Origin of the sequence: Amycolatopsis sp. NPDC058340 (genome assembly GCF_042723975.1) — a bacterium.
Taxonomy (GTDB): Bacteria; Actinomycetota; Actinomycetes; order Mycobacteriales; family Pseudonocardiaceae; genus Amycolatopsis.
Genome location: NZ_JBHXIB010000024.1, coordinates 44,498 through 64,610, shown reverse-complemented (window position 1 = coordinate 64,610; position 20,113 = coordinate 44,498). Strand labels below are relative to the sequence as shown.

The 20,113-nt window shown below is 69.4% G+C and carries 18 protein-coding genes and 1 riboswitch; of the genes, 8 read left to right on the top strand and 10 right to left on the bottom strand.

Annotated features, from left to right (window positions below; all coding sequences use genetic code 11):
* Positions 1–76: 76 nt before the first annotated feature.
* Complete coding sequence (locus ACFWIW_RS25010) at positions 77–640, bottom strand: DinB family protein (protein WP_378370664.1); 564 nt, start codon at positions 638–640, stop codon at positions 77–79.
* Positions 641–732: 92 nt separating this feature from the next.
* On the opposite strand from ACFWIW_RS25010, the gene ACFWIW_RS25005 reads away from it, so the two are divergent.
* Complete coding sequence (locus ACFWIW_RS25005; RefSeq protein ID WP_378370663.1) at positions 733–1,680, top strand: helix-turn-helix transcriptional regulator; 948 nt, start codon at positions 733–735, stop codon at positions 1,678–1,680.
* Between the two features lie 129 nt (positions 1,681–1,809).
* Here the strand turns inward: ACFWIW_RS25005 and ACFWIW_RS25000 are convergent, their stop codons facing one another.
* Positions 1,810–3,627: a flavin-containing monooxygenase gene (locus tag ACFWIW_RS25000; protein WP_378370662.1), complete on the bottom strand. Its 1,818-nt coding sequence runs from the start codon at positions 3,625–3,627 to the stop codon at positions 1,810–1,812.
* Between the two features lie 157 nt (positions 3,628–3,784).
* Here ACFWIW_RS25000 and ACFWIW_RS24995 point away from each other — a divergent pair, with 157 nt between their 5' ends.
* Entirely contained in the window at positions 3,785–4,987 is a 1,203-nt protein-coding gene (locus tag ACFWIW_RS24995) for a transcriptional regulator (RefSeq protein ID WP_378370661.1), read from the top strand.
* Between the two features lie 44 nt (positions 4,988–5,031).
* Positions 5,032–6,279, top strand: coding sequence for a cation:proton antiporter (locus tag ACFWIW_RS24990; RefSeq protein WP_378370660.1), 1,248 nt, complete (start codon positions 5,032–5,034; stop codon positions 6,277–6,279).
* Positions 6,280–6,677: 398 nt separating this feature from the next.
* On the opposite strand, the gene ACFWIW_RS24985 is transcribed toward ACFWIW_RS24990, so the two are convergent.
* The 4 genes from ACFWIW_RS24985 to ACFWIW_RS24970 form a co-directional block, all read right to left on the bottom strand.
* Entirely contained in the window at positions 6,678–7,187 is a 510-nt protein-coding gene (locus ACFWIW_RS24985) for an SRPBCC family protein (RefSeq protein WP_378370659.1), read from the bottom strand.
* Between the two features lie 85 nt (positions 7,188–7,272).
* Positions 7,273–7,731 carry a hypothetical protein gene (locus ACFWIW_RS24980; RefSeq protein ID WP_378370658.1) on the bottom strand — a complete coding sequence of 153 codons (459 nt, stop codon included), beginning with the start codon at positions 7,729–7,731 and terminating at the stop codon, positions 7,273–7,275.
* A gap of 3 nt (positions 7,732–7,734) precedes the next feature.
* Positions 7,735–10,077, bottom strand: a complete 2,343-nt coding sequence (locus tag ACFWIW_RS24975) for a molybdopterin oxidoreductase family protein (protein ID WP_378370657.1) — start codon at positions 10,075–10,077, stop codon at positions 7,735–7,737.
* A gap of 58 nt (positions 10,078–10,135) precedes the next feature.
* Complete coding sequence (locus ACFWIW_RS24970; protein ID WP_378370702.1) at positions 10,136–10,765, bottom strand: DUF4230 domain-containing protein; 630 nt, start codon at positions 10,763–10,765, stop codon at positions 10,136–10,138.
* 99 nt (positions 10,766–10,864) lie between these two features.
* Between ACFWIW_RS24970 and mptB the strand changes: the two genes are divergently transcribed.
* Positions 10,865–12,304, top strand: a complete 1,440-nt coding sequence (gene mptB, locus ACFWIW_RS24965) for a polyprenol phosphomannose-dependent alpha 1,6 mannosyltransferase MptB (protein ID WP_378370656.1) — start codon at positions 10,865–10,867, stop codon at positions 12,302–12,304.
* On the opposite strand, the gene ACFWIW_RS24960 is transcribed toward mptB, so the two are convergent.
* Positions 12,208–12,753 (bottom strand): SRPBCC family protein, encoded by a 546-nt coding sequence (locus ACFWIW_RS24960; RefSeq protein WP_378370655.1) that lies wholly within the window; start codon positions 12,751–12,753, stop codon positions 12,208–12,210. The genes mptB and ACFWIW_RS24960 overlap by 97 nt on opposite strands.
* A gap of 59 nt (positions 12,754–12,812) precedes the next feature.
* Between ACFWIW_RS24960 and ACFWIW_RS24955 the strand changes: the two genes are divergently transcribed.
* Entirely contained in the window at positions 12,813–13,394 is a 582-nt protein-coding gene (locus ACFWIW_RS24955) for a TetR/AcrR family transcriptional regulator (RefSeq protein WP_378370654.1), read from the top strand.
* A gap of 2 nt (positions 13,395–13,396) precedes the next feature.
* On the opposite strand, the gene ACFWIW_RS24950 is transcribed toward ACFWIW_RS24955, so the two are convergent.
* Positions 13,397–14,299 carry a LysR family transcriptional regulator gene (locus tag ACFWIW_RS24950; protein WP_378370653.1) on the bottom strand — a complete coding sequence of 301 codons (903 nt, stop codon included), beginning with the start codon at positions 14,297–14,299 and terminating at the stop codon, positions 13,397–13,399.
* Between the two features lie 82 nt (positions 14,300–14,381).
* Between ACFWIW_RS24950 and ACFWIW_RS24945 the strand changes: the two genes are divergently transcribed.
* Complete coding sequence (locus ACFWIW_RS24945) at positions 14,382–15,593, top strand: MFS transporter (protein ID WP_378370652.1); 1,212 nt, start codon at positions 14,382–14,384, stop codon at positions 15,591–15,593.
* Positions 15,594–15,672: 79 nt separating this feature from the next.
* A riboswitch (guanidine-III (ykkC-III) riboswitch) is annotated at positions 15,673–15,741 on the top strand.
* An 11-nt stretch (positions 15,742–15,752) separates the two neighbouring features.
* On the top strand, positions 15,753–16,067 hold the full coding sequence (locus ACFWIW_RS24940) for a multidrug efflux SMR transporter (protein WP_063277207.1): 315 nt from the start codon (positions 15,753–15,755) through the stop codon (positions 16,065–16,067).
* A 156-nt stretch (positions 16,068–16,223) separates the two neighbouring features.
* Here the strand turns inward: ACFWIW_RS24940 and ACFWIW_RS24935 are convergent, their stop codons facing one another.
* Complete coding sequence (locus ACFWIW_RS24935; protein ID WP_378370651.1) at positions 16,224–17,549, bottom strand: alpha-lytic protease prodomain-containing protein; 1,326 nt, start codon at positions 17,547–17,549, stop codon at positions 16,224–16,226.
* A 133-nt stretch (positions 17,550–17,682) separates the two neighbouring features.
* Positions 17,683–18,666: a LysR substrate-binding domain-containing protein gene (locus tag ACFWIW_RS24930; RefSeq protein ID WP_378370650.1), complete on the bottom strand. Its 984-nt coding sequence runs from the start codon at positions 18,664–18,666 to the stop codon at positions 17,683–17,685.
* Between the two features lie 162 nt (positions 18,667–18,828).
* Between ACFWIW_RS24930 and ACFWIW_RS24925 the strand changes: the two genes are divergently transcribed.
* Positions 18,829–20,109, top strand: a complete 1,281-nt coding sequence (locus tag ACFWIW_RS24925) for a hypothetical protein (protein WP_378370649.1) — start codon at positions 18,829–18,831, stop codon at positions 20,107–20,109.
* Positions 20,110–20,113 lie beyond the last annotated feature (4 nt).

The following is a 20,113-nucleotide window of genomic DNA, read 5'->3' as shown; positions in this document are numbered from 1 at the left end:
GTGAGCAAGCTATGCCCCCTCGTGAGTGGCAAGGACGGTTCTAGCCGTCCTTGCCACTCACGAGGGCACGAGCGGGTCAGGTCGACTTCTGGCCGTCGATGCTCTCCCGCAGGATGTCGGCGTGCCCGGCGTGCTGCGCGGTCTCGGCGATGACGTGCGCGAGCACCCGGCGCACGCTGCGCACCGCGCCCGGCGGGTTCCAGGGCGCCTCCGGCAGCGGATGCGTCGCGGAAAGGTCCGGGATCGACGAGACGATCTCCGTCGTCCGCGCGGCGACCTCCTCGTAGCGCGCGAGGATCCCCGCGAGGGTGTCGCCGGGCAGCATCCTGAAGTTGTTCTGGTGGTCGATCGCCCACTGCGGGAACTCACGGGCGGTCCCGGCGCCGATGTCCGCCCAGGTGACGCCGTCCGGCAGGTCGTAGGTCATCGCGGACGGACCCTCGACCACGAAACGCAGCCACATCTCCTCGATCGAGGCGACGTGTTTGATCAGCCCGCCGAGGCTCAGCTCGCTGACCGTCGGATGCGCGTCGAGCTGCTCGTCCGTGAGTCCCTGGACGGTGGTGGTCAGCGCGGCGCGGATGGTGTCGAGGGCTTCGAGCAGGTCGGCGCGTTCGGCGTCGAGGATGGTGGCGGTCATCGGGCCCTCCGTGTTGTCGTTTTCTGGCACAAGACGACTCTCGCAGGGGTAGAGGACAGGTTGTGGCCGCTACTGAAGGCATTATGGGAAACATGCCGAAGACCTCCGCGCGACTGCTGTCGATGCTCTCGTTGCTGCAGGCCCGCCGCGACTGGCCGGGAGCGCTGCTGGCCGAGCGGCTGGACATCAGCCCGCGCACCGTGCGGCGTGACGTCGACAGGCTTCGCGAGCTCGGCTACCCAATCGCCACCATCAAGGGTCCGGACGGCGGGTACCGGCTCGACGCCGGCTCCGAGCTGCCGCCGCTGCTGTTCGACGACGATCAGGCGGTCGCGCTGGCCGTCGCGCTCCAGATCGCCACCACCAGCGGCGCGGGGATCGAGGAGGCGGCCATGCGGGCGCTGCACACCGTCCGGCAGGTGATGCCGTCACGGCTGCGGCGCCGGATCGACACACTCAGGGTCACCGCCGTCGAATCGCCCGCGAGCCGCTCGGAGCCCCGCGTCGACGGCGACGTCCTGCTCGCGCTCGGCGCGGCCGTGCACGCCCGCGAGATCCTGCGGTTCGACTACGCGGACGCGCGGCGCCGGGCCGAACCGCATCACCTCGTCACCTGGCACGGCCGCTGGTATCTCGTCGCCTGGGATCTGGATCGCGCGGATTGGCGCACCTTCCGGGCCGACCGGATCACGCCGCGCACCCCGACCGGCCCCCGGTTCACGCCGCGTGAACTGCCGGTGCCCGACGTCGCCACCTTCGTCGCGAGCCGGTTCCGCGGCTCGTCCGAGTCCGGCGAGTGGCCGTGCCGCGGCGAAGTCGTCCTCGATCTCCCGGCGGCCACGGTGTCCCACTACGTCCGCGACGGTGTCGTGGAAGAACTCGGGCCGGAACGGTGCCGTCTGGTGCTGGGGTCGTGGTCGTGGGCCGGGCTCGCGGCGAGCATCGGCCGGTTCGACACCGACATCGAGGTCGTCGGGCCGCCCGAACTGCGGGAGGCGTTCGCCGTCCTGGCCCGCCGTTACGCGAAGGCCGCCCGCTGAACACGGGTACGACGCCGGGCCCGCCCAGGGTCTGGGGGCGGTGCCCGACGCCGTCGACCGCCCGAGGTCCAGAGGCGGCGCCCTCCGGTACCGGTCCGCCCGGGATCCGGTCCCGAAGTCTCTGAGCCGTCACGACTTGTGGTGGACCTCCTGGAGCCCGAACACCGGCGTCGGGATGCCCTCGTAGCGCGCTTTCAGTTGCAGCGCGAGGTAAAGGGAGTAGTGCCGCGACTGGTGCAGGTTCCCGCCGTGGAACCACAGGCCTTCCTGCTGGGTGGGCTTCCACATGTTCCGCTGCTCCCCCTCCCACGGCCCTGGGTCCTTCGTCGTGCCGGAGCCGAGGCCCCAGCATTTGCCGACGCGGTCCGCGGTCTCCTGCCCGACGAGGTCGGCGACCCAGCCGTTCATCGAGCCGTAGCCGGTGGCGTAGACGACGAGATCCGCCTCCAGCTCCGTGCCGTCGGACAGCACCACCGCGTCACGGGTCAGATGATCGACCTGGCCGTGGGCCAGCTTGATCTTCCCGTCGGCGACGAGTTCCGACGCGCCGACGTCGATGTAGTAGCCGGAACCGCGGCGCAGGTACTTCAGGAACAGGCCGGATCCGTCGTCGCCCCAGTCGTGCTGGAACCCGGCCGCTTCCAGTCGCGCGTAGAAATCCTTGTCCCGCTCGCGGATCGCGTCGTACACCGGGATCTGGAACTGCGGCATGATCCGGTACGGGATCGACGCGAAGATCATGTCCGCCTTGTCGGTGGTGATCCCCGAGCGCACCGCGCGTTCCGAATACAGGTCGCCGAGTCCAAGGTCCATCAGCGAATCCGACTTCACCACATGCGTCGACGACCGTTGCACCATGGTGACGTCGGCGCCGTGCTCCCACAGCGCCGCGCAGATGTCGTGCGCGGAGTTGTTGGAGCCGACCACGACCGCCTTCTTGCCGGCGTAGGAATCCGGGCCGGGGTGCTGGGACGAATGGTGCTGATCGCCCTCGAACTCGTCCATTCCGGGGAACGACGGGAGATTCGGCTTGCCGGACATCCCGGTCGCGAACACGACGTGCCGCGGGGTGAGCACCAGTTCCTCGCCCTCACGGACGACGGTCACCAGCCACTGCTGCTGTTCCTCGTCCCAGGAGGCCGAGGTGACCTCGGTGCTCGTCCAGTACGGCACCTCCATGAGCCGCGTGTACATCTCGAGCCAGTCGGCGATCTTGTCCTTGGGCGCGAACACCGGCCAGTTGTCCGGGAACGGCAGATACGGCAGGTGGTCGTACCAGACCGGGTCGTGCAGGCAGAGGTTCTTGTACCGCTTGCGCCACGAGTCACCCGGCCGCTGGTTGCGTTCCAGGACGAGCGTGGGCACGTCGAGCTGCCGCAGCCTGGCGCCGAGCGCGATCCCGCCCTGCCCGCCGCCGATGACGACGACGTACGGCTGCTGCTCGTAGCCGAGCCGGGTCTGTTCCTCCTCGCGCTTCTCCGCCCACGACTTCCGGCCGCGGACGACGCCGTGCTCGACGCCCTTCGGCCGCTGCTCGTTGCGACGTTCCTCGAAACCTTTGAGCTCGCGCAGACTGGTCAGCAGGGTCCAGGCGCCTTCGTCCTTCAGCCGCAAGTGGCCCTTCGCGCGACCGGTCGCGGTTTCGAATTCGAGCCACGCTTCGGTCACGCCGTCGGCTTCGGTCGGCGTCTCGGTCGTACGGAACCCGGAGGGATCGATCCGGTCGAGGCACGCGCCGAGCATGCCAGCCACCTCGTCGCGGCCTTCGACCGTCTTGATCGTCCAGGTGAAGGAGACCAGGTCACGCCAATAACTGTCGACGGCGAAAAGCGCGGCGGCGGCTTCGGCGTCGCGAGCGGCGAGGGCCGATTCGAATCGGCTCAGCCAAGCGTCCACCCGAGCCTGCGGCGAGCCCGTCGCCTCGATCCGGTCCACCGTCTGTGTCATGGCCACTCCTGAACTTCGGCGTTCGGCTGTTACCCCGATCACACGCCGCGGCCGGGTGCGGCGGCAAGGGTTGCAGCGAGTTGCAGCGAGGCTCCATGGCGCGTCTCGTCCGCCGGTCCTATGCTGGTCAGTCGACGCGATGGTGCGGAGGTGGCCTGTGGTCGTGCACAGCTCGGTCCCACCAGGCGCCGACCTGCCGATGCACGCCCGCGACCTGATCCGCATGCACGAAGCCGTGATCGCTGGCGGCCGTCCCCGGGTCCGGCCGCGGCCGCTGGTGTCGCGTTCGTGGTCGCGGATGCTGAGCCTGGGGCTCGCCGCCGACGGGGTGAACACCCGGGATTCGGTGCCGCTCGACGAGGTCGCCCGCCGTCGGCGCGCCTCCTCGCTGCGGTTGGTGGTGGACGACCTCGGGCAGGTGGTCGGCGCGACCGCCGACACGGCGAACATGCTGCTCGTGGTGACCGACGCCGAGGGCATCATCCTCTGGCGGGTGGGTTCGCCGTCCGTGCGGCGCCGGGCCGACACCCTCGGCTTCACCGAAGGCGCCGTCTGGACCGAGACCAGGGTCGGCACCAACGCGATCGGCACCGCGCTCGCCGAGGCCGCGCCGGTGGAACTGCTCGCCGGGGAACATTTCGAACAGGGCCAGCATCCCTGGTACTGCACCGCGTCGCCGGTACACGATCCGCGCACCGGCGAACTGCTCGGCGTGATCGACGTCAGCGGTCCCGCGCTGACCCTGCACCCGGCGATCGGCGCGCTGGTGGAGACCGGGCGGCGCCTGGTCGAATCCGAACTCTGGCGGCATCACCAGCAAGGTCTCGACCGGTTGCGCCGGACCGCCGAACCGGTGGTGACCGGCGTGGGCGGCCCGGTTCTGCTGGTGGACGACGACGGCTGGGTCGCCCACTCCGCCGGCGTCGCCTCCGGCGCGCGGATCGCCGCGCCGTCCGAAGGACAGATCCTCGCCGTGCCCGGTCTCGGCGCCTGCCTGCCCGAGCGGCTGGCCGAAGGCTGGCTCGTCCGTCCCGCCGACACCGCGCGGCAGGTCCGGCTGGATCTCGAACTCGGCCACGCGCCGATGCTGCGGATGGCGTCGGGTGATGTCGGCTGGGTCCGCACCGTGACGCCGCGTCACGCGGAGATCCTGGTGCACCTCAACACCGCGGGCCTGTCCGGGCTTTCGGCCGAGGCGCTCAGCAGGGCGCTCTACGGCGACGCCGAACACCTCGTCACCGTCCGCGCCGAGGTCTCCAGACTGCGACGGCTGCTGGGGGCCATTGTGGACACCCGGCCGTACCGGCTCGCCGCGGGTGTCACCCTGACGGTCCACAAAGGACTCGAAGTCGGCGGCTGAACCTCGCCCGGTTGCCGGACGATCGGCATGGGTACTCCGCGCGCATGGAGATCTTGCTCGCCGGAGCGGGCGTTCTGGCGCTGTGTGCCGCCGTGCTGCCGAACCTGCTGCACGAACGCGCGTTGTCGATGCCGCTGGTCCTGTTGGTGGGCGGGCTGATCTTCGGGCTGCTTCCCTTCGCGCACCCCTACGGCCAGGGTGTCCTCGACCCGCGGTCGCAGGTGGGCACCGTCGAAGTGATCACCGAACTGGGCGTGCTGGTGTCGCTGGTCGGCGCGGGGCTGAAATCGGACCGGTTGATCGGCTGGCGATCGTGGAGCTCGACGTGGCGGCTGCTGGCGATCACGTTGCCGCTGTCGGTCTGCGCGGTCGCCCTGCTCGGCTGGTGGGCGCTCGCCCTGTCCCCCGCCGCCGCGCTGCTGCTGGGCGCCGCGCTGTCCCCGACCGACCCGGTTCTGGCGAGCGACGTCCAGGTGCCCGCGCCGCATACCGGCGACGGACGGGGGTCGGACAACGAGATCAGGTTCACGCTGACCTCGGAGGCCGGGCTCAACGACGGCCTGGCGATGCCCTTCGTGCTGCTGGCCCTCGTCTGGGCGGGGACGGCGAGCACGTCGCCGGTGCCCTGGCTGCTGACCGAGGTCGTTGTCCCGCTCGCGATCGCCGTCCTGGTCGGTTTCGTCTGTGGCCGGTTGCTTTCGTGGCTGATGTTCCGGGTGCGGCACGAACGGCTGCGCCTTGGCGAATACTCCGACGGCCTGGTGGTACTGGCCATCGCGTTCCTCCCCTTCGCGCTCTGCGAGTGGCTGGGCGGCATCGGGTTCGTCGCGGTGTTCACGGCGGCGGCGACCATCCGCGCCAGTGAACGGTCGCACGAGTACCACGGGGTGCTGCACGAATTCGGCGATCAACTGGAACGGCTCTTCGTCGCGCTGGCCCTGCTCGGTCTCGGTGTCGCGCTGGGCGACGGGCTGCTGGCGGGCCTGACGCTCGCCGAAGTGCTGGTGGCGGTCGCGGCGGTGGTCGTCGTCCGCCCGCTGTTCGGCGGGCTGGCACTGCTCGGCGGCTCCACCACCCGTCCGGCGGCGACGGCGATCGCGTTCTTCGGCATCCGCGGGATCGGCAGTCTCTACTACCTCTCCTACGCGCTGGGGCACGGCGATTTCCCGATGGCCGACTCGCTGTGGCGCGTCACGGCGCTGACGATCGCGGTGTCGGTACTCGTGCACGGGCTGCTGTCCGGCCCGGTCATGCGCAGGCTGGAGGATCGGGGAATGCAGAACCTCGGGTGAGCCGAGCGCGGCGGATTCGTCGTCGTGCAGCCACCAGCGGGGGCGCCGAATGAGCACAACCGCCCGAGCAAATACCAAAAGTCACAACGGCTGCGCGTGAAGGCCCCCTTCCCTCGGCTGAGCCGAGATAGCGCAGGCATGGTTCCGAACGTCCACAAGGGACGCTTCCGGAAGGTCCCATTTGTGCACGTATGTGCGGTTTCTCGTGGGGGTCGTGAGTGGCAAAGAGGGTTAGAACGACCAAAAACACTCACGACCCCCTCGCCAAGACACGCAAAACGCCCCAATCGGGAACCAGGTCTCGATTCGTGTCCCTTATGGACAGTCAAGATCCCAGGTCTCTTGGCTGAGCCTGCTCCCGCGGACGCCTCTGTGCCTCATGACAGTGACACCAGACGCTAGCGATGCCACTCCCGGCCTTCGAGCCGGGCCTTCACCCGCTGCAACGTGGTCGCGATATTGGCCTGATTCGTCCCCGCGCGATCCGGCTCGCCGGTGATGAGGATGGCGATCGGGACGAACCACGGCGGCACCCGCAGCCAGTTCGTCACGGTGAGACGGCTGCCGTCGCCTTCGGGGACGATGTCGTACTCCCACCGCGAAATCGGCACGAAGAACGGCGTGCGCACCCGGTAGGCGAACCTCCGCCCCGGTTCGGCCTCGATGATCTCGGCGTGGGTCACCCAGCGCCGCCGTCCGTTGCGGTTGCTGCCGGCGAACCAGTTCCCGACACGCGCTTCGGTCGCGCCGCGGATCCAGCGGGCCTTGCGCAGCTCCTCGGTGCATTCCGACATCGCGACCGGATCGCTGACGAGCCGGTACACCTGCTCGGGGGTGGTGCCGATCGTGACCCCTCCGGTCGCGATCGGTTCGCTGTAGGTCAGGCTGTCCCTCGGCTTCGTCGCCATCGCGCCTCCCAGTCGACTTCGCCAGCCCACCAGCAGGAGCCCCGCCGGTCAAGCCCGGCGCGGCCAGCACCGCACGGACGCGGAATCATCGTGCGGCGATGAGTGCCTGGGGAGCGGCTTGCTTCATCCGCGTACGAAGCCAGGTCAGTTGCCGCGCGGTCTCCTGTTCGTGATTCCCGACCAGCTCCAGCAGTTCCCGGTCACGCAGACCCTGCGCCGCCTGACCGACCACGGTCCAGGTGATGTCGGTGAACGAAGAGAGCGCGTAGAGGTCTTGCAGATCCCGGAGCAGGCCGACACCACCGCTGCGGGTGCCTTCCAGACCCGCGGCGTGGAGCCGCTCGGGCTCCTCTTCACGGTCTTCGCCGTACCGCTCGACGATCGGGGCGAGCGCCTCGGCCTGCCGGTCGATCCGCCCGGCGAGCAGCAGGCACGTGTGCTCGACGTCGGGCTCCTCGCCGTGGCCGCGGCCGACCTCCCGGAAGGCGTCGGCGAGGGTGTTCAGCGAACTGTGCAGAAGCCCGAGGTACGTGGCGAGATGCATGGGTCAGCCCTCCACCTTGCGGACGCGGACGGCACCGATCTTGAACAGCGGCTGTTTGGACACCGGATCCCATTCGGTCATGGTCAGTTCGTTGGCGGCGCGGGGACGGCCTTCGCCGCCGGTGTCCCAATAGCCGTAGTGGAACGGCAGGAACACGACGCCGGGACGGACCCGGCCGATCCGGGCGGGCACCTCGACCCGGCCCCGCGCGGACTCGACCAGGACGAGATCCCCGTCCGTGACCCCGAGTCCAGCGGCGTCGGACTCGGCGATCTCCGCCCAAGGTTCCGGCGCGGCCCGCCGGAGCTTCGGGGCGCGGCCGGTCTTGGTCCTGGTGTGGAAGTGGTACACGGTGCGCCCGGTCGTGCAGACGAACGGATACCGCTCGCCGGGCTCCTCCGGCGGTGCCGTGTACTCCGCGGCTTTGAGGAACGCGCGTCCGTCCGGGTGCAGCGCCTTGTGCTCCTGCGCCGAAACCGTCCCACCGGTGAGCAGGTCGTGACCGAAGTCCTCGCACGCGTCCGAACTCGTGGTGAACACGCCGTCCGCGTAGAGCCGTTCGGTGCCGTCCGGCCGCTCGTTGTCGCAGGGCCATTGGATCCCGCTGCCGCCACGGAGTTTCTCGTACGACAGCCCGCTGTAGTCGCACAACCGGCCCCGGCTGCACTCCTGCCAGGCACGGAAGGCTTCCTCGGGGGTCCGCCAGCCGATCAGTGGATCGCCGTCACGGTCACGGAAGTCCATCCGCCGCGCGTAGTCGAGGAAGATGTCCAGATCTGCGCGGGCCTCGCCGGGCGGCTCGACGGCCTTCTCCGATAGATGCACCGTGCGGTTGGCGTTGGTGAAGGTCCCCTGTTTCTCACCCCAGAGCGCGGCGGGGAGCACGACGTCGGCGAACTCGGCCGTCTCGGTCCGGAAACCGTCCTGCACCACGACGAACAGCTCCTCCTTGCCGAGGATTTCGCGGATACGCGGCAGTTCCGGCAGAGAGACGGCCGGATTGGTGGCCGAGATCCAGAGGAACCGGATCGAGCCCTGTTCGGCGTACCGCCAGATCTGCATGGCGTGCGTCGGCGGCGACCAGTGCGGGATGGTCAGCTCGTCGACGTTCCACAGTTCGGCCAGTTGCCGGACGTGGCCGGGGTTCTCCCAGTTGCGGAATCCGGGAAGGTCGCCGTCGGCACCGCATTCGCGCGTGTTCTGCGCGGTGGGCTGGCCGTTCATCTGCAGCACCCCGCCACCCGGCTTGCCGAGCATCCCCCGCAGCAGATGGAGGTTGTTGACCTGGCAAGACGCCGCGGTGGCCTGATGCGACTGGTAGAAGCCCTGCAGCACGGTCGACAGCACCCGCTCGGCCGTGCCGAAGATCTCCGCGGCCCGCACCAGCGCGTCCGGCTCGATTCCGCAGATCTCGCCGACGTGCGCGGGCGTGTACGGCTCGACGGTCTTTTCGAGTTCGGAGAAGCCGAGGGTGTGCGCGGAGACGTAGTCCTCGTCGACCCACTTGTTCACGATCAGCTCGCGGACCAGGCCGTTCATCAGGGCCTGATTGGTACCGGGCAGCGGCGCGAGATGGAGACCGCCGGATTCCACCGCCGCCTCGGCGACCTTCGTCCGCCTTGGATCGACGGCGACGACCACCGGTGGCTCGGATCCGGCGAGCCGGTCGAGGACCCGGCTCCACAGCACGGTCTGCGTCTCGGCCATGTTGTGGCCGAACAGGAAAAGCGCGTCGCAGTGGTCGATGTCGGCGTACGTCCCGGGCTGGCCGTCGGAGCCGAAGCTCTCCTTCATCGCGGCGGCGGAGGTGGCCGTGCAGAGCCGGGTGTTGCCGTCCATATGCGGGGTGCCGAGGCCGGCTTTGCCGATGACGCCGAGCGTGTAGTACTCCTCCAGGAACAGCTGGCCGCTGGTGTAGAAACCGTGCGACAGCGGCCCGGCCTCGTCCAGAAGTTCCCTGGAACGCCGCACGATCAGCTCCATCGCGGTGTCCCAGTCGGATTCCACCAGTTCGCCGTCGCGACGGATCAACGGCCGCGTCAACCGGTCCTTCCCGTTCCATTGCCAAGACCCGTAGAGCCCCTTGGGTCCCATCCGGCCGTGGTTGACCAGGTCGGTCTCGCGGCCGCGGACGCCGACCATCCTGCCGTCCTTCACCGCGATGTCGCAGGCGCAGCCGTTGCTGCACAGGACGCAGGCCGAGCGGACCCAGCGGTCCACATCGGATTCCGCGACACCCGCCTCGAGGTGGCTGTCCGCTCTGCGAGGCCAAGCGTCCCCTCGCTGGTACGGGGTCCGCTCTCCCCAGACGTCCGCGATTCGCTCCGGTACCGCGTCTGCGTTCATGCGGAAGCCGTACCACGCCGCTCACCAGCCGAAACACCGGACAAAGCGGGCGAGGAGGTCAAGTCGCCGGTTCCGCCGGGAAGACGGCCTGGAAGCCCAGCGCCCGCAGCATCTGCGTGAGCATCGCCCTGGTGTTGGCCTTCGCGCGTTCGAGCAGGCCGGAGTGCTGCGCGGCCTCACCGATCCGCTTCTCCGCGGCGAGGTGGAACGGCCGCTGATCCTGAACGGACACCAGTGCGCCGAGCCGGTCGATCAGGCCGCGCTCCTGACCGAAGACGTAGCTGCGTTCGTTGTCCAGATTGGGTTTCGCCAGCTTCGGTTCGGGCAGCCGCACCTCGACCGTCCGCCGGTCCTCGGACACGGTCAGCGAATTCTCCACCAGCGGCCCGAAATCGACGTACGCGTCGACGGAGCCCGCCGCGACGAACAGTGTGCGTTCCCCGGCGATGCCCGCGGGCACCCATTTGACGTCCTTCTCGATGTCGACGACGACCTGGTAGTCACCGACGGCCGCGTGGTACTGGCTCAGATCCCGCACCGCCTGGAGCACCGCGGGTTGCGAACGGTCCACAGTGGACGTTCCGAACGGGTCGAGCTTCGGCAACAGTCCGGTGATCTGCAGGGCCGCGGCGACGATCAGGAGCCCGGTCAGCGCGAACGCCCCGAGACGAACCCAGCGTTTCTTCACGCCGACGGGAGTACCCGGCGGACGCGGCCCCGAAGCGTCGGAGCCGGATTCCCGTACGATCGGCGCAGCCGGGTTTCGCACTTGGAGTAGTTTGGCCGCATGCAGAACGTCTTGCCCGCGCCGGAGAAGACCGGGCTGAAGATCTCGGCGTTGCACTGGGCGGGTTTCCTCGGGATCGCCGTGCTGGTGCTGGTCACGTCCGGGATCGGCCTGCCCTCGGTGCCGGTGGTGGCGCTGGGCGTCGCCGGGATGGCCACCCTCGTGCTGTCCTGGCTCGGCATCGGACGGCTCGCCGCCGGGCTGCCCGAGCGGCGGCTGTACTGGATCGCGGTCTCGTGGTGCGCTCCGCTGCTCGTCGCGCGTCCCCTGTTCAGCGGCGACATCAACAGCTACCTGGCGCAAGGCCTGATCGCGGCCAAGGGGCTGGATACCTACCTGGTGGGGCCCGCCGAGGCGCTCGGCGCGGATTCCCCGGTGACGATGGCGGTCAGCCACTACTGGCGGGACACGCCCGCGCCGTACGGTCCGGCGTTCGTCGCGCTGGCCCGCACGATCGCCCAGATCGCCGGGGACGCCTTCGTGCCGACGGTGCTGCTCCACCGGCTGCTCGGCCTGATCGGGATCGTGCTCATGGCGTGGGCGCTCCCCCGGCTCGCCCGCCGCGCCGGGGTTTCTCCGTCGATCGCGTTGTGGCTGGCCGTGCTCAACCCGCTGGTGCTCTGGCACGTCGTGGCGGGGGTGCACAACGACGGGCTCATGGTCGGGCTGATGGTCGCCGGACTGGAACTCGTCCTCATGGGCGCGGCGAAGACCGGTGCGACCCGGCCCGCCTTGATCGCGGCAGGCGTGGTCGCGGTGAGCGCGGCCGCGAACATCAAGATCGTGGCCGTCGCGGGTCTGCTGTTCGTCGGCGTCGACCTGTTCCGCCGGGCGACTCCCGCCGGCCGGGTGGCGGTCGCGCTCGGGCTGCCCGCCGGATTCGCCGCCGTCACCGCGGCGATCTCGCTCGGCAGCGGGCTCGGCTTCGGCTGGGTCCGCGTACTTTCCGGTGTCTCAGGCCAGGTCCACAGCTGGATGGCGCCCACCAATGAACTCGGCTTCCTCGTCGGCGGGATCGGCAAGATCTTCGGGGCAGACCTGACCGACGGCGCGATCGAGGTGTTCTCGCTCATCGGAGCGATCCTCGGTCTCGCCGTCGGCGCCAGGCTGCTGTGGCTCACCTACCGCGAGAAGCTGCACCCGCTCTACGCCGCGGGGCTGACCTTCGCCGCGATGCTGGTCCTCGGCCCGGTCGTACAGCCGTGGTATCTCCTGTGGACGGTCGCGCTGCTCGCCGTGAGCCTCACGACCGACCGCGGACGGTGGATCCTCGCCGTCGTCAGCGCCGTGTTCGGCGTTCTGCTCCCACCCGCGAACGGCGGCGCCGTGTCCTTGGCACTGGGTTACCTGATCGCCGTCGTGCTCATCGGCGGCACCTTGTTCGCCCTCAAGCGGAAAGGCCTCTTGCCGGAGATCAGGTTCCGCAAGAGCCGGACGTAAAGGCTCCATCGAGCGGGCGTCTCGACCGTGCCGGTGAGTTCACGCTCGGCGCGGTCGAGGCAGTCCTCCAACAGAGCGTCGTGCATCGGCCGCCACAGCAGCGGATACGTCAGCCACGCGGGATGCCGGAGCCGCAGCACCATGAGGTGCCCGAGTTCGGTCCTCCCGTTTTCCGTCGTCCGCAGGGTGAATTCGTGGAACCCGTCGAAGCCGCGCGGCGCGGTGAACCGGAACCGCACCGACTTCCCGGGCTCGTAGGACTCGACCCGGTACCGCACCGGCCCGTGCCCGCCGTCCGCTCCCACCTCGAGCGGCCGGTCGAACCGCATCGGCGGCCACGCGTCGACGGGCCAGAGCCGGTCGCCGTCCGCGGCCAGCGTGTCGATCAGCGCGCCGACGCGTTCTGGTGCCACGTCGACGATCCGGTGATGCCTGTTCCATACGCGCATCGCGCCTCCCAGTTCTAGAGACCTTCCCCTAAAACGATAGTAGAGGATAGTCTCTGAAAATGGGACGGCCACCGCGGCACACCGCCGACGACTTCCTCGACGCCGCCGTGCGGATCTTCGCCACCGAAGGGGCCGCCGGGGTGACCATGTCGGCCGTCGCCCGCGAGGTCGGCGCGCCGAGCGGGTCGGTCTACCACCGTTTCCCCGGGCGTCCGGCACTGCTCGCCGCCGTCTGGCTCCGCACCCTGACCGGCTTCCAGCAGGGCTATCTCGAAGCGCTCGAACAGGAACCGGCCATCGAAGCCGCCGTCGAGGCCTCGGCGCAGGTCGTCCGGTGGTGCCGCGCCCATCCAGCCGAGGCGAAGCTGCTCTACGGAGGCGACGGGACGCTCGGCGTCGACGACTGGAGCGCCGAGGATCGCGCCCGTGTCGAGGCCGCCAACCACCGGCTCGACACGGCGATCACCAAGGTGCTGCGAAAGCTGCGTCCGCTGACCGGCCGGAGCACCGACGAGCTGATGCTGGCCCTCGTGGACCTCCCCTATGCCGCGGTGAGGCGGCATCTCGACCGCGGCGAGGCACCACCACCGCGCACCGTCGACCTGGTGACGAAGACGACCCGCACGCTGCTGACGGGCTGAACTCAGTTCCGCGCGGGGATCACGAGCGAGAACTCCCCGCTGTCGACGAGGTCGAGCAGCAGCCGGGCGGCCCGGCTCGGCGGCCGCTCTCCCCGGGTGGCGATGGTCAGCGGCCAGGTGAGGCCGGGCTCGTCGAGCGGGATCGTCCGGACGCCCGCGAGCAGCTTGAGATCGGGCACCACGGCGACGCCGAGCCCCGCCGCGACATAGGAGGGCACGGCACGCAGGTCGGCGACCTCGACGATGACCCGGCGCGGCGCCCCGAGCGCCTCGAAAGCGCGGTCCAGGGCCACCCGGTTGCCGAACCCGCGCGGATTGTCCACGAAGGACTCGCCAGCGAGGTCGGCCAAGGTCAGCGACCGCCGTCCGCTCAGCCGGTGGCCGTCGGGCAGCACGGCGACGAACGGCGCCGAACCGAGCAGTTTGGTGTCGAGCCCGGCGAGATCCGATTCGGGCAGACCGAGGAGGGCGACGTCGAGCCTGCCCTGACGCAGATCCTCGGCGAGCCCGGTCGACCCGGTGATCGACACCGAAACGTGCAGGTCGACCAGCGGATAGCGGCGATGGAACGCGCCGAGCAGATCGGGCAGGTCGAGATCGCCGACGCTGGTCAGCGTGCCGATGCGAAGGCTGCCTCGCAGACCGGCGGAGGCGTCGGTGACCACCTCCCGTGCCCTGTCGAAGGCTTCCAGCGCGGCCTTGGCCTCGGGCAGGAACACCTTTCCCGCCGGGGAGAGCTCGACCCTTCGCGTGGACCGGTCGAACAGCTTGACCCCCAGTTCGCCTTCGAGAGCCTGGATCGTCGCCGAGACGGTGGACTGCACCGCGTACAACCGCTGAGCCGCGCGAGTGAAGCTGAGCTCCTCGGCGACCGCGACGAAGCATTCGAGCTGGCGGGTCTCCACGGTCTCTATTATCGCACTTGTCGATAACTGTGACCAGGATTGTTCGTTGGACTTGGATGATCCGGCGATTCACAGTGGAGACATGCTGAACAGCGTCGCCCTCCCCCGTCCCGCGTTCCGGCGGATCAGCCACGGTCGCGGTTTCTGGGTCATCGCGGCGGCCTACGCCGCCTCGCTGGCCTTCTCCACCGTCCCCACTCCCCTCTACGTGCTCTACCAGCAGCGCGACGGCTTCCCGACCTACGTCGTGACCATCGTCTTCGCGGCGTACGCCGTCGGCGTGATGGGCAGCCTGTATCTCGCCGGCCATGTCAGCGACTGGCTTGGGCGACGGCGGGTGATCCTCGCCGCGACCTTGACGCAGGCACTTTCGGCGACACTTTTCCTGGCGTGGCCGGATGTTCCCGGGCTGATCCTGGCCAGGCTCGTCGGCGGCGCGGGTATCGGCGCGCTGACCGCGACCGCCACCGCGCATCTGTCCGAACTCCGCGCCGTCGCCCGGCCACGGGAGGACCACGGCCGCGCGGGACTGATCGCGACCGTGGTCAACATGGGCGGGCTGGCGCTCGGACCGCTGTTCGGTGGCGTGTTCGCGAGCTATTCGGCCGAGCCGCTCACCACCCCGTTCGTGTTCTTCCTGGTCTTGCTGCTCGCCGCGGCCATCGCGGTCGCGCTCGTACCGGAAACGGTGGAGCGCGCTGAAGAACGGCCCGCTTATCGGCCGCAGCGGGTCTCACTGCCGTCGAGTGCACGGCCCGCCTTCTTCGGCGCGGCGATCGGCGCTTTCGCGGCGTTCGCGATCACGGGTCTCTTCATGGCGCTGACGCCGACGTTGCTGGCGCAGGGCATGCACGAGAGTTCGCGGCTGCTGGCCGGTCTCGCGTCGTTCTCGGTGTTCCTCGCGGCGGCCGCGGCGCAGGTGCTCTTCGCCGGTCTGGCCAGGAAAACCCAGCTACGGCTCGGCCTCGGGCTGATGGTGAGCGGGCTGGTGGCGCTGCCGGTCGCCGTGACGACGTCCCAGCTGTGGCTCTTCGTCGCCGGCGGGATCGTGGCGGGCGCCGGCGTCGGGCTGGGCTTCCGTGCCTCGGTGGCCACCGTCGCCGCCCTCGCCGAACCGCCGGTGCGCGGTGAGGTCCTCGCCGCGTTGTTCCTGGCCGCCTACGCCGGGCTGGTCCTGCCCGTCCTCCTCGTCGGCATCGCGCTGATCTGGCTGCCGAGCGCGTGGGCGCTGATCGGATTCTCGGTGCTGGAACTGGGTTTGCTCGCCTGGTCGGCGCCAAGGGTGCTGACCTGACCGTCCACAATGGCGCGCCCGCGTGGTGACCCTCGTCAAACCGGCGGGCGTTCCACGCGGGCGGTGTGCCATCCTGGTCGAGGAACCTCCTGAACGAGGTCCCCGGACGAGTGGGTGCCGTACCCGGCCAGCGACAAGACGGCGCTCTGGGAGCGCGTCATGTCGTGGCTTGTCCTCATCGTTTCGGGTGTGCTGGAAGCCGTTTGGGCCACCGCCCTCGGCAAATCCGAAGGGTTGTCCCGGCCCGTCCCGTCGGTGATCTTCGGCGTGACGCTGGTGGCCAGCATGGTGGGTCTCGCTTACGCGATGAAGGATCTCCCCGTCGGTACCGCCTACGCGGTCTGGGTCGGCATCGGGGCTTCGCTCACCGTCGCGTACGGCATGTGGTCGGGCGCGGAAACCGTTTCGGTGGCCCGGATCCTGCTGATCGTGGGGATCGTCGCCTGCGTGGTGGGCCTGAAGGTCCTGCACTGACCCGGTCACCGTGGTCGTGAGTGATAAGTGACGTTAGAACGACACTTACCACTCACGACCACGGTGACCAAAGAGGGACCGCCCCCGACGCACGGACGACGCCGGGGGCGGTCGGGTCCGGGCTCACCCCTGCGTGTGGCCCGGACGGCTAGGTGGTCAGGCGCGTGCCCAAAGCGCTGGGACGTTCGGCGGCTCCCAACCGACCTGAGCGGTGTGGCCCTGCAGGGCCCGGTACGAAGCGCCGCCGTAGGTCACGGTCGCGCCGACGGCGTAGGTGGTGCCCGCCGCCCAGGTTCCGCCGGGCGGGTTGTTCGACGTCGTGGTGGTCGGCGTCGTGCTGGACGGCGGGTTCGAACCCGAGGTCACCAGGCGGAGGCTGTAGACGCTCAGGATCTCCGAGATCGGCTGGAAGTAGAACGTGCCGCCCGAGCTGCAGTTGCCGGAGCCGCCGGAGGTGACGCCCTGCGCCTGGTCGCCCGCGAGCCACGAACCACCGGAGTCACCCGGCTCGGCGCAGGCGTTGGTCCGCGTGAGGCCGGAAACGGTGCCCTGCGGGTAGTTGACCGAAGCGTTCTTCTGCTGGATCGTGCCGCAGTGCCAGCCCGTGGTGGAACCGGAGCGGCAGACCGACGCGCCGATCGCGGCCTCCTGCGAACCCGCCACCGGCACGGTGCCCGGGTAGCGGTTCACCAGCGGGCGAGGGGTGTTGCCCGCGTCCACCCGGACCCACGCGTAGTCGTTGCCGGGGAAGCTGCTCCCCGCGACGGTCCCGCTCGGGTTCGAGGTCCGCGTACCGGTGGTGCCGCAATGGCCCGCGGTGACGAAGCCGCCCTCGACCGAGAAACCGATCGAGCACCGGCCCGAACCGAAGGTGTAGGCGTTGCCGCCGATGACGTCGATCAGCGGGACCGGGCTTTCGGTGCTGGTCTCGACCCGCACCGCGTCGGCACGCACACCGGAGGCGGTCGCCCACGACTTCGCGGCGGCTTCGCCACCGGCGTTGGCCAGGACGACGATCGAGTTGGTGGTGGCGTCGACGTACCAGCCGGGCACGGTCTTCGGCGCGCTGGTTCCCTTGGCGTCCAACGACAACTTCGCCGCGTCGAGCTGCGCGGCGCTCCGGGCGACGGTCTTCGGGGTCGCGCCTGCCGCCCGGACGACGCCCTCCAAGGCGGCGTCGGTGACCGCGACGGTCAGCGTGGTCCCGGACGCGTCGAGCCACGAGCCGGCGTAGGACGGGCCGAGCCGGGACTTGAGGTCGCTTTCGGCGCGGGCGGCCTTCTGTTCACCGGCGAGGCGGTTCCTTGCCTGATCCGGGCTGATCTTCAGGTCACGCGCCAAGGCGGCGACGATCTCCGACTGGACCTGGTCGGCCGCCGAAGCGGTCTGGCCGGCGCTGGCGCTCGGCGTCAGCGCGACGGCCGTGACCAGGCCCGCGCCGGTAAGGGCCGCCGCGGCGGCCGCTACGATCTTTCGGTTCATTTCAGGCGTTTCCTCACCGCGTTCCGGAAGAAGATCTCGTCCCAGACCGTACGAGGCACCTGCCGCTAATGGTACATACCATTTAGGTCATATCCACCAAGTGGACTGGACCTTTCGACCACTCCGGCGCTGGTCAGCCCACTCCCGCGTCCGTGTAGTCGACGCCATAACCCGGATTCAGCTCCAGGTACTTCGAGTAGGCCGGCCGCCGGTCGATCAGTTCGCCGTACACCGCACGGGACAGGGCGATCATCTCCGCGGCGAAGGGGCCCATCTCCCCGCGCTCCGACCAGCCGACGAGATTCCGCCAGCTCAGCGGATTCCCCGCGATCGGGACCGCGACGATCCCCGGGATCTCGTGGAACAGCGGCTGGCACAACACCACCGCGTGTCCCGATTCGACCATCTCGATACAGGTCAGCACATCGGTTTCGTACAACGAACGCGGCGTGAATCCCGACCGGGCGCACGCGGACGCGAAACAGTCGCCGAAACATCCGTCGCCCGGCGTCGCGCACCAGCGTTCGTCCGCGAGGGCACCGAGTTCGACCTCGTTCCGCTGCGCGCGCTCGTCTCGCGCGGACATCAGCACGAACACCGGATGATGCGCGAGCGTCCGCCAGCGAAGACCGGGCTCCGGCGGCGGGCCCGCGTCACCGCAGACGCCGACGAAGGCGAAGTCCAGCGCGCCCTCGGCGGTCATGTCCGCGAGTTTGTTGGCCGACCACGACGTATGCGTGGCGACGTGGATGTCGGGATGGGTGGTGCCGAGGCGTTGCAGGAGCGCCCCCAGCATCGGCCCCGTCGCCGAGCCGAGCCGCAGGGTCACCGGCTCACCGGTGCCCGCGTGCTGGGCGAGGCGCGCCGCCTCGTCGTGCAGCGACGACACGGCGGGGAGCACCATCTTGGCCCGGTCGAGGACGAGGAGACCGAGCGCGGTCGGCCTGGTGCCCGTGTGATCGCGCAGGAACAGCTTCCCGCCGAGGGTCCGCTCGATGCGCTTCAGTTGTGCTGTCAGTGCAGGCTGGGCCATTCCGAGCGTGTTCGCCGCCTTGGTGATACTCCCGAGTTCGGCGATCGCGCACATGATGCGCAGGTGGCGCAGTTCCAGCTCCATCCCTCTACGTTAGTAGACATAACTGGACTGGACCAGACAAACGATTGAGCCAAATGGCTTCGTATCGCTTGGTTCGCGGTATGCCATCGATGTCAGCAATCCCGGACATGCCGGGGCGTCCGGCCGATATCGTCTCCACGCAACCGACGACGAGGGGGTTCAGTGGCGGACGAGCGTGGACGGATCCGGCGATCGCTGGCGCGCGTGATCACCGACGACAACCTGGATCTGTACGTACTTGGCACCGTCGCGCTGGCGTTCACCGTCCTGGGCGCGACCGGGATCTCGGACGTCAAAACGCTTTCCTCCGTGGTGACGGCACTGCTGGCCCTGCTCGCGTTCTCCCAGATCCGCTCGCGGCGGCTGACCGAGCAGGTCCGGGATGCGAATCGCGGCGGCCCCGCGACGCTCTTCGAACCGGAGTTCCCCGCGGATCTCATCTCCCGGCGCGCGGCGGCGTTCGACATCCTGCTCATCGGGCATTCGATGACAAGGACCGTGCAGGGTATGCGCAGCGACATCCGGTCGATCCTCGATTCCGGCGGACGGATCCGGGTTCTGGTCCTGGATCCGACCGACGAAGAACTCGTCGCCGTCGCCGATCGCCGAATCTCCCAAAGCCTCGGACAAGGACGGCTCCGGCAGCGGATCCTCGCGACCCTGGACGAACTGACGTCCTTGAAGAGCCGGACGAGCGGCAGGCTGGAGATCCGGGTGTCTTCGCGGATCTCCTCCGCGGGTTTCAACTGCCTCGACGTCTCCACCAAACGAGGACTGATCTGCGTCCAGCACTACGAATACCGGCCGACCGGTGAAGCCTCGCCGGTGTTCACAGTGGAACCGAAGGACGCGCCCTGGTACCAGCACTTCGCCGACGAGGCGGAACGGCTGTGGGAGGACGGCACGCCCTGGCCGCTGTCCGCCGCGGACCAGATCGCGCGGGAGCGCCGTCCGGTGTTCAGCGAGGACTTCGGCCCCGGGCTCGCCGAGGCGATCGACGGCACGAGCGAACTGCTGATCACCGGGATGGCCCGCAACACCCTGGTGAACAACAACTACGGCAAGCTCGAAGAACGGTTGCGTACCGGGGCGAAGATCCGGTTCGTGCTGATCGACCCGCATTCGCCCGCGATCGACACGGCCGCCTCCCGTTACCACGCCGTGCGTTCGCCGGAAAGCGCGCGAGAACGCGTCCTCCACACGTTGCGGGTGCTGGCCGAGCTGAACCGTTCGACCGGCGGAAACCTCTCCGTCCGGCTCGTCGCGCATCCCATCGCGATCGGGGTCATCGCCACCGGCTCGGCACTGTTCGCCGAGTACTACACGTACCAGGCCGGTGATCCGAAGTTCGTCCTGCAGCCCGCGGACGGCGCGGCGTACCGGACGTTCCTCGGCGAGGCGGAGGCGTTGTGGAACAGCGCCGAACCGTACGACCTGAGCTGACCGC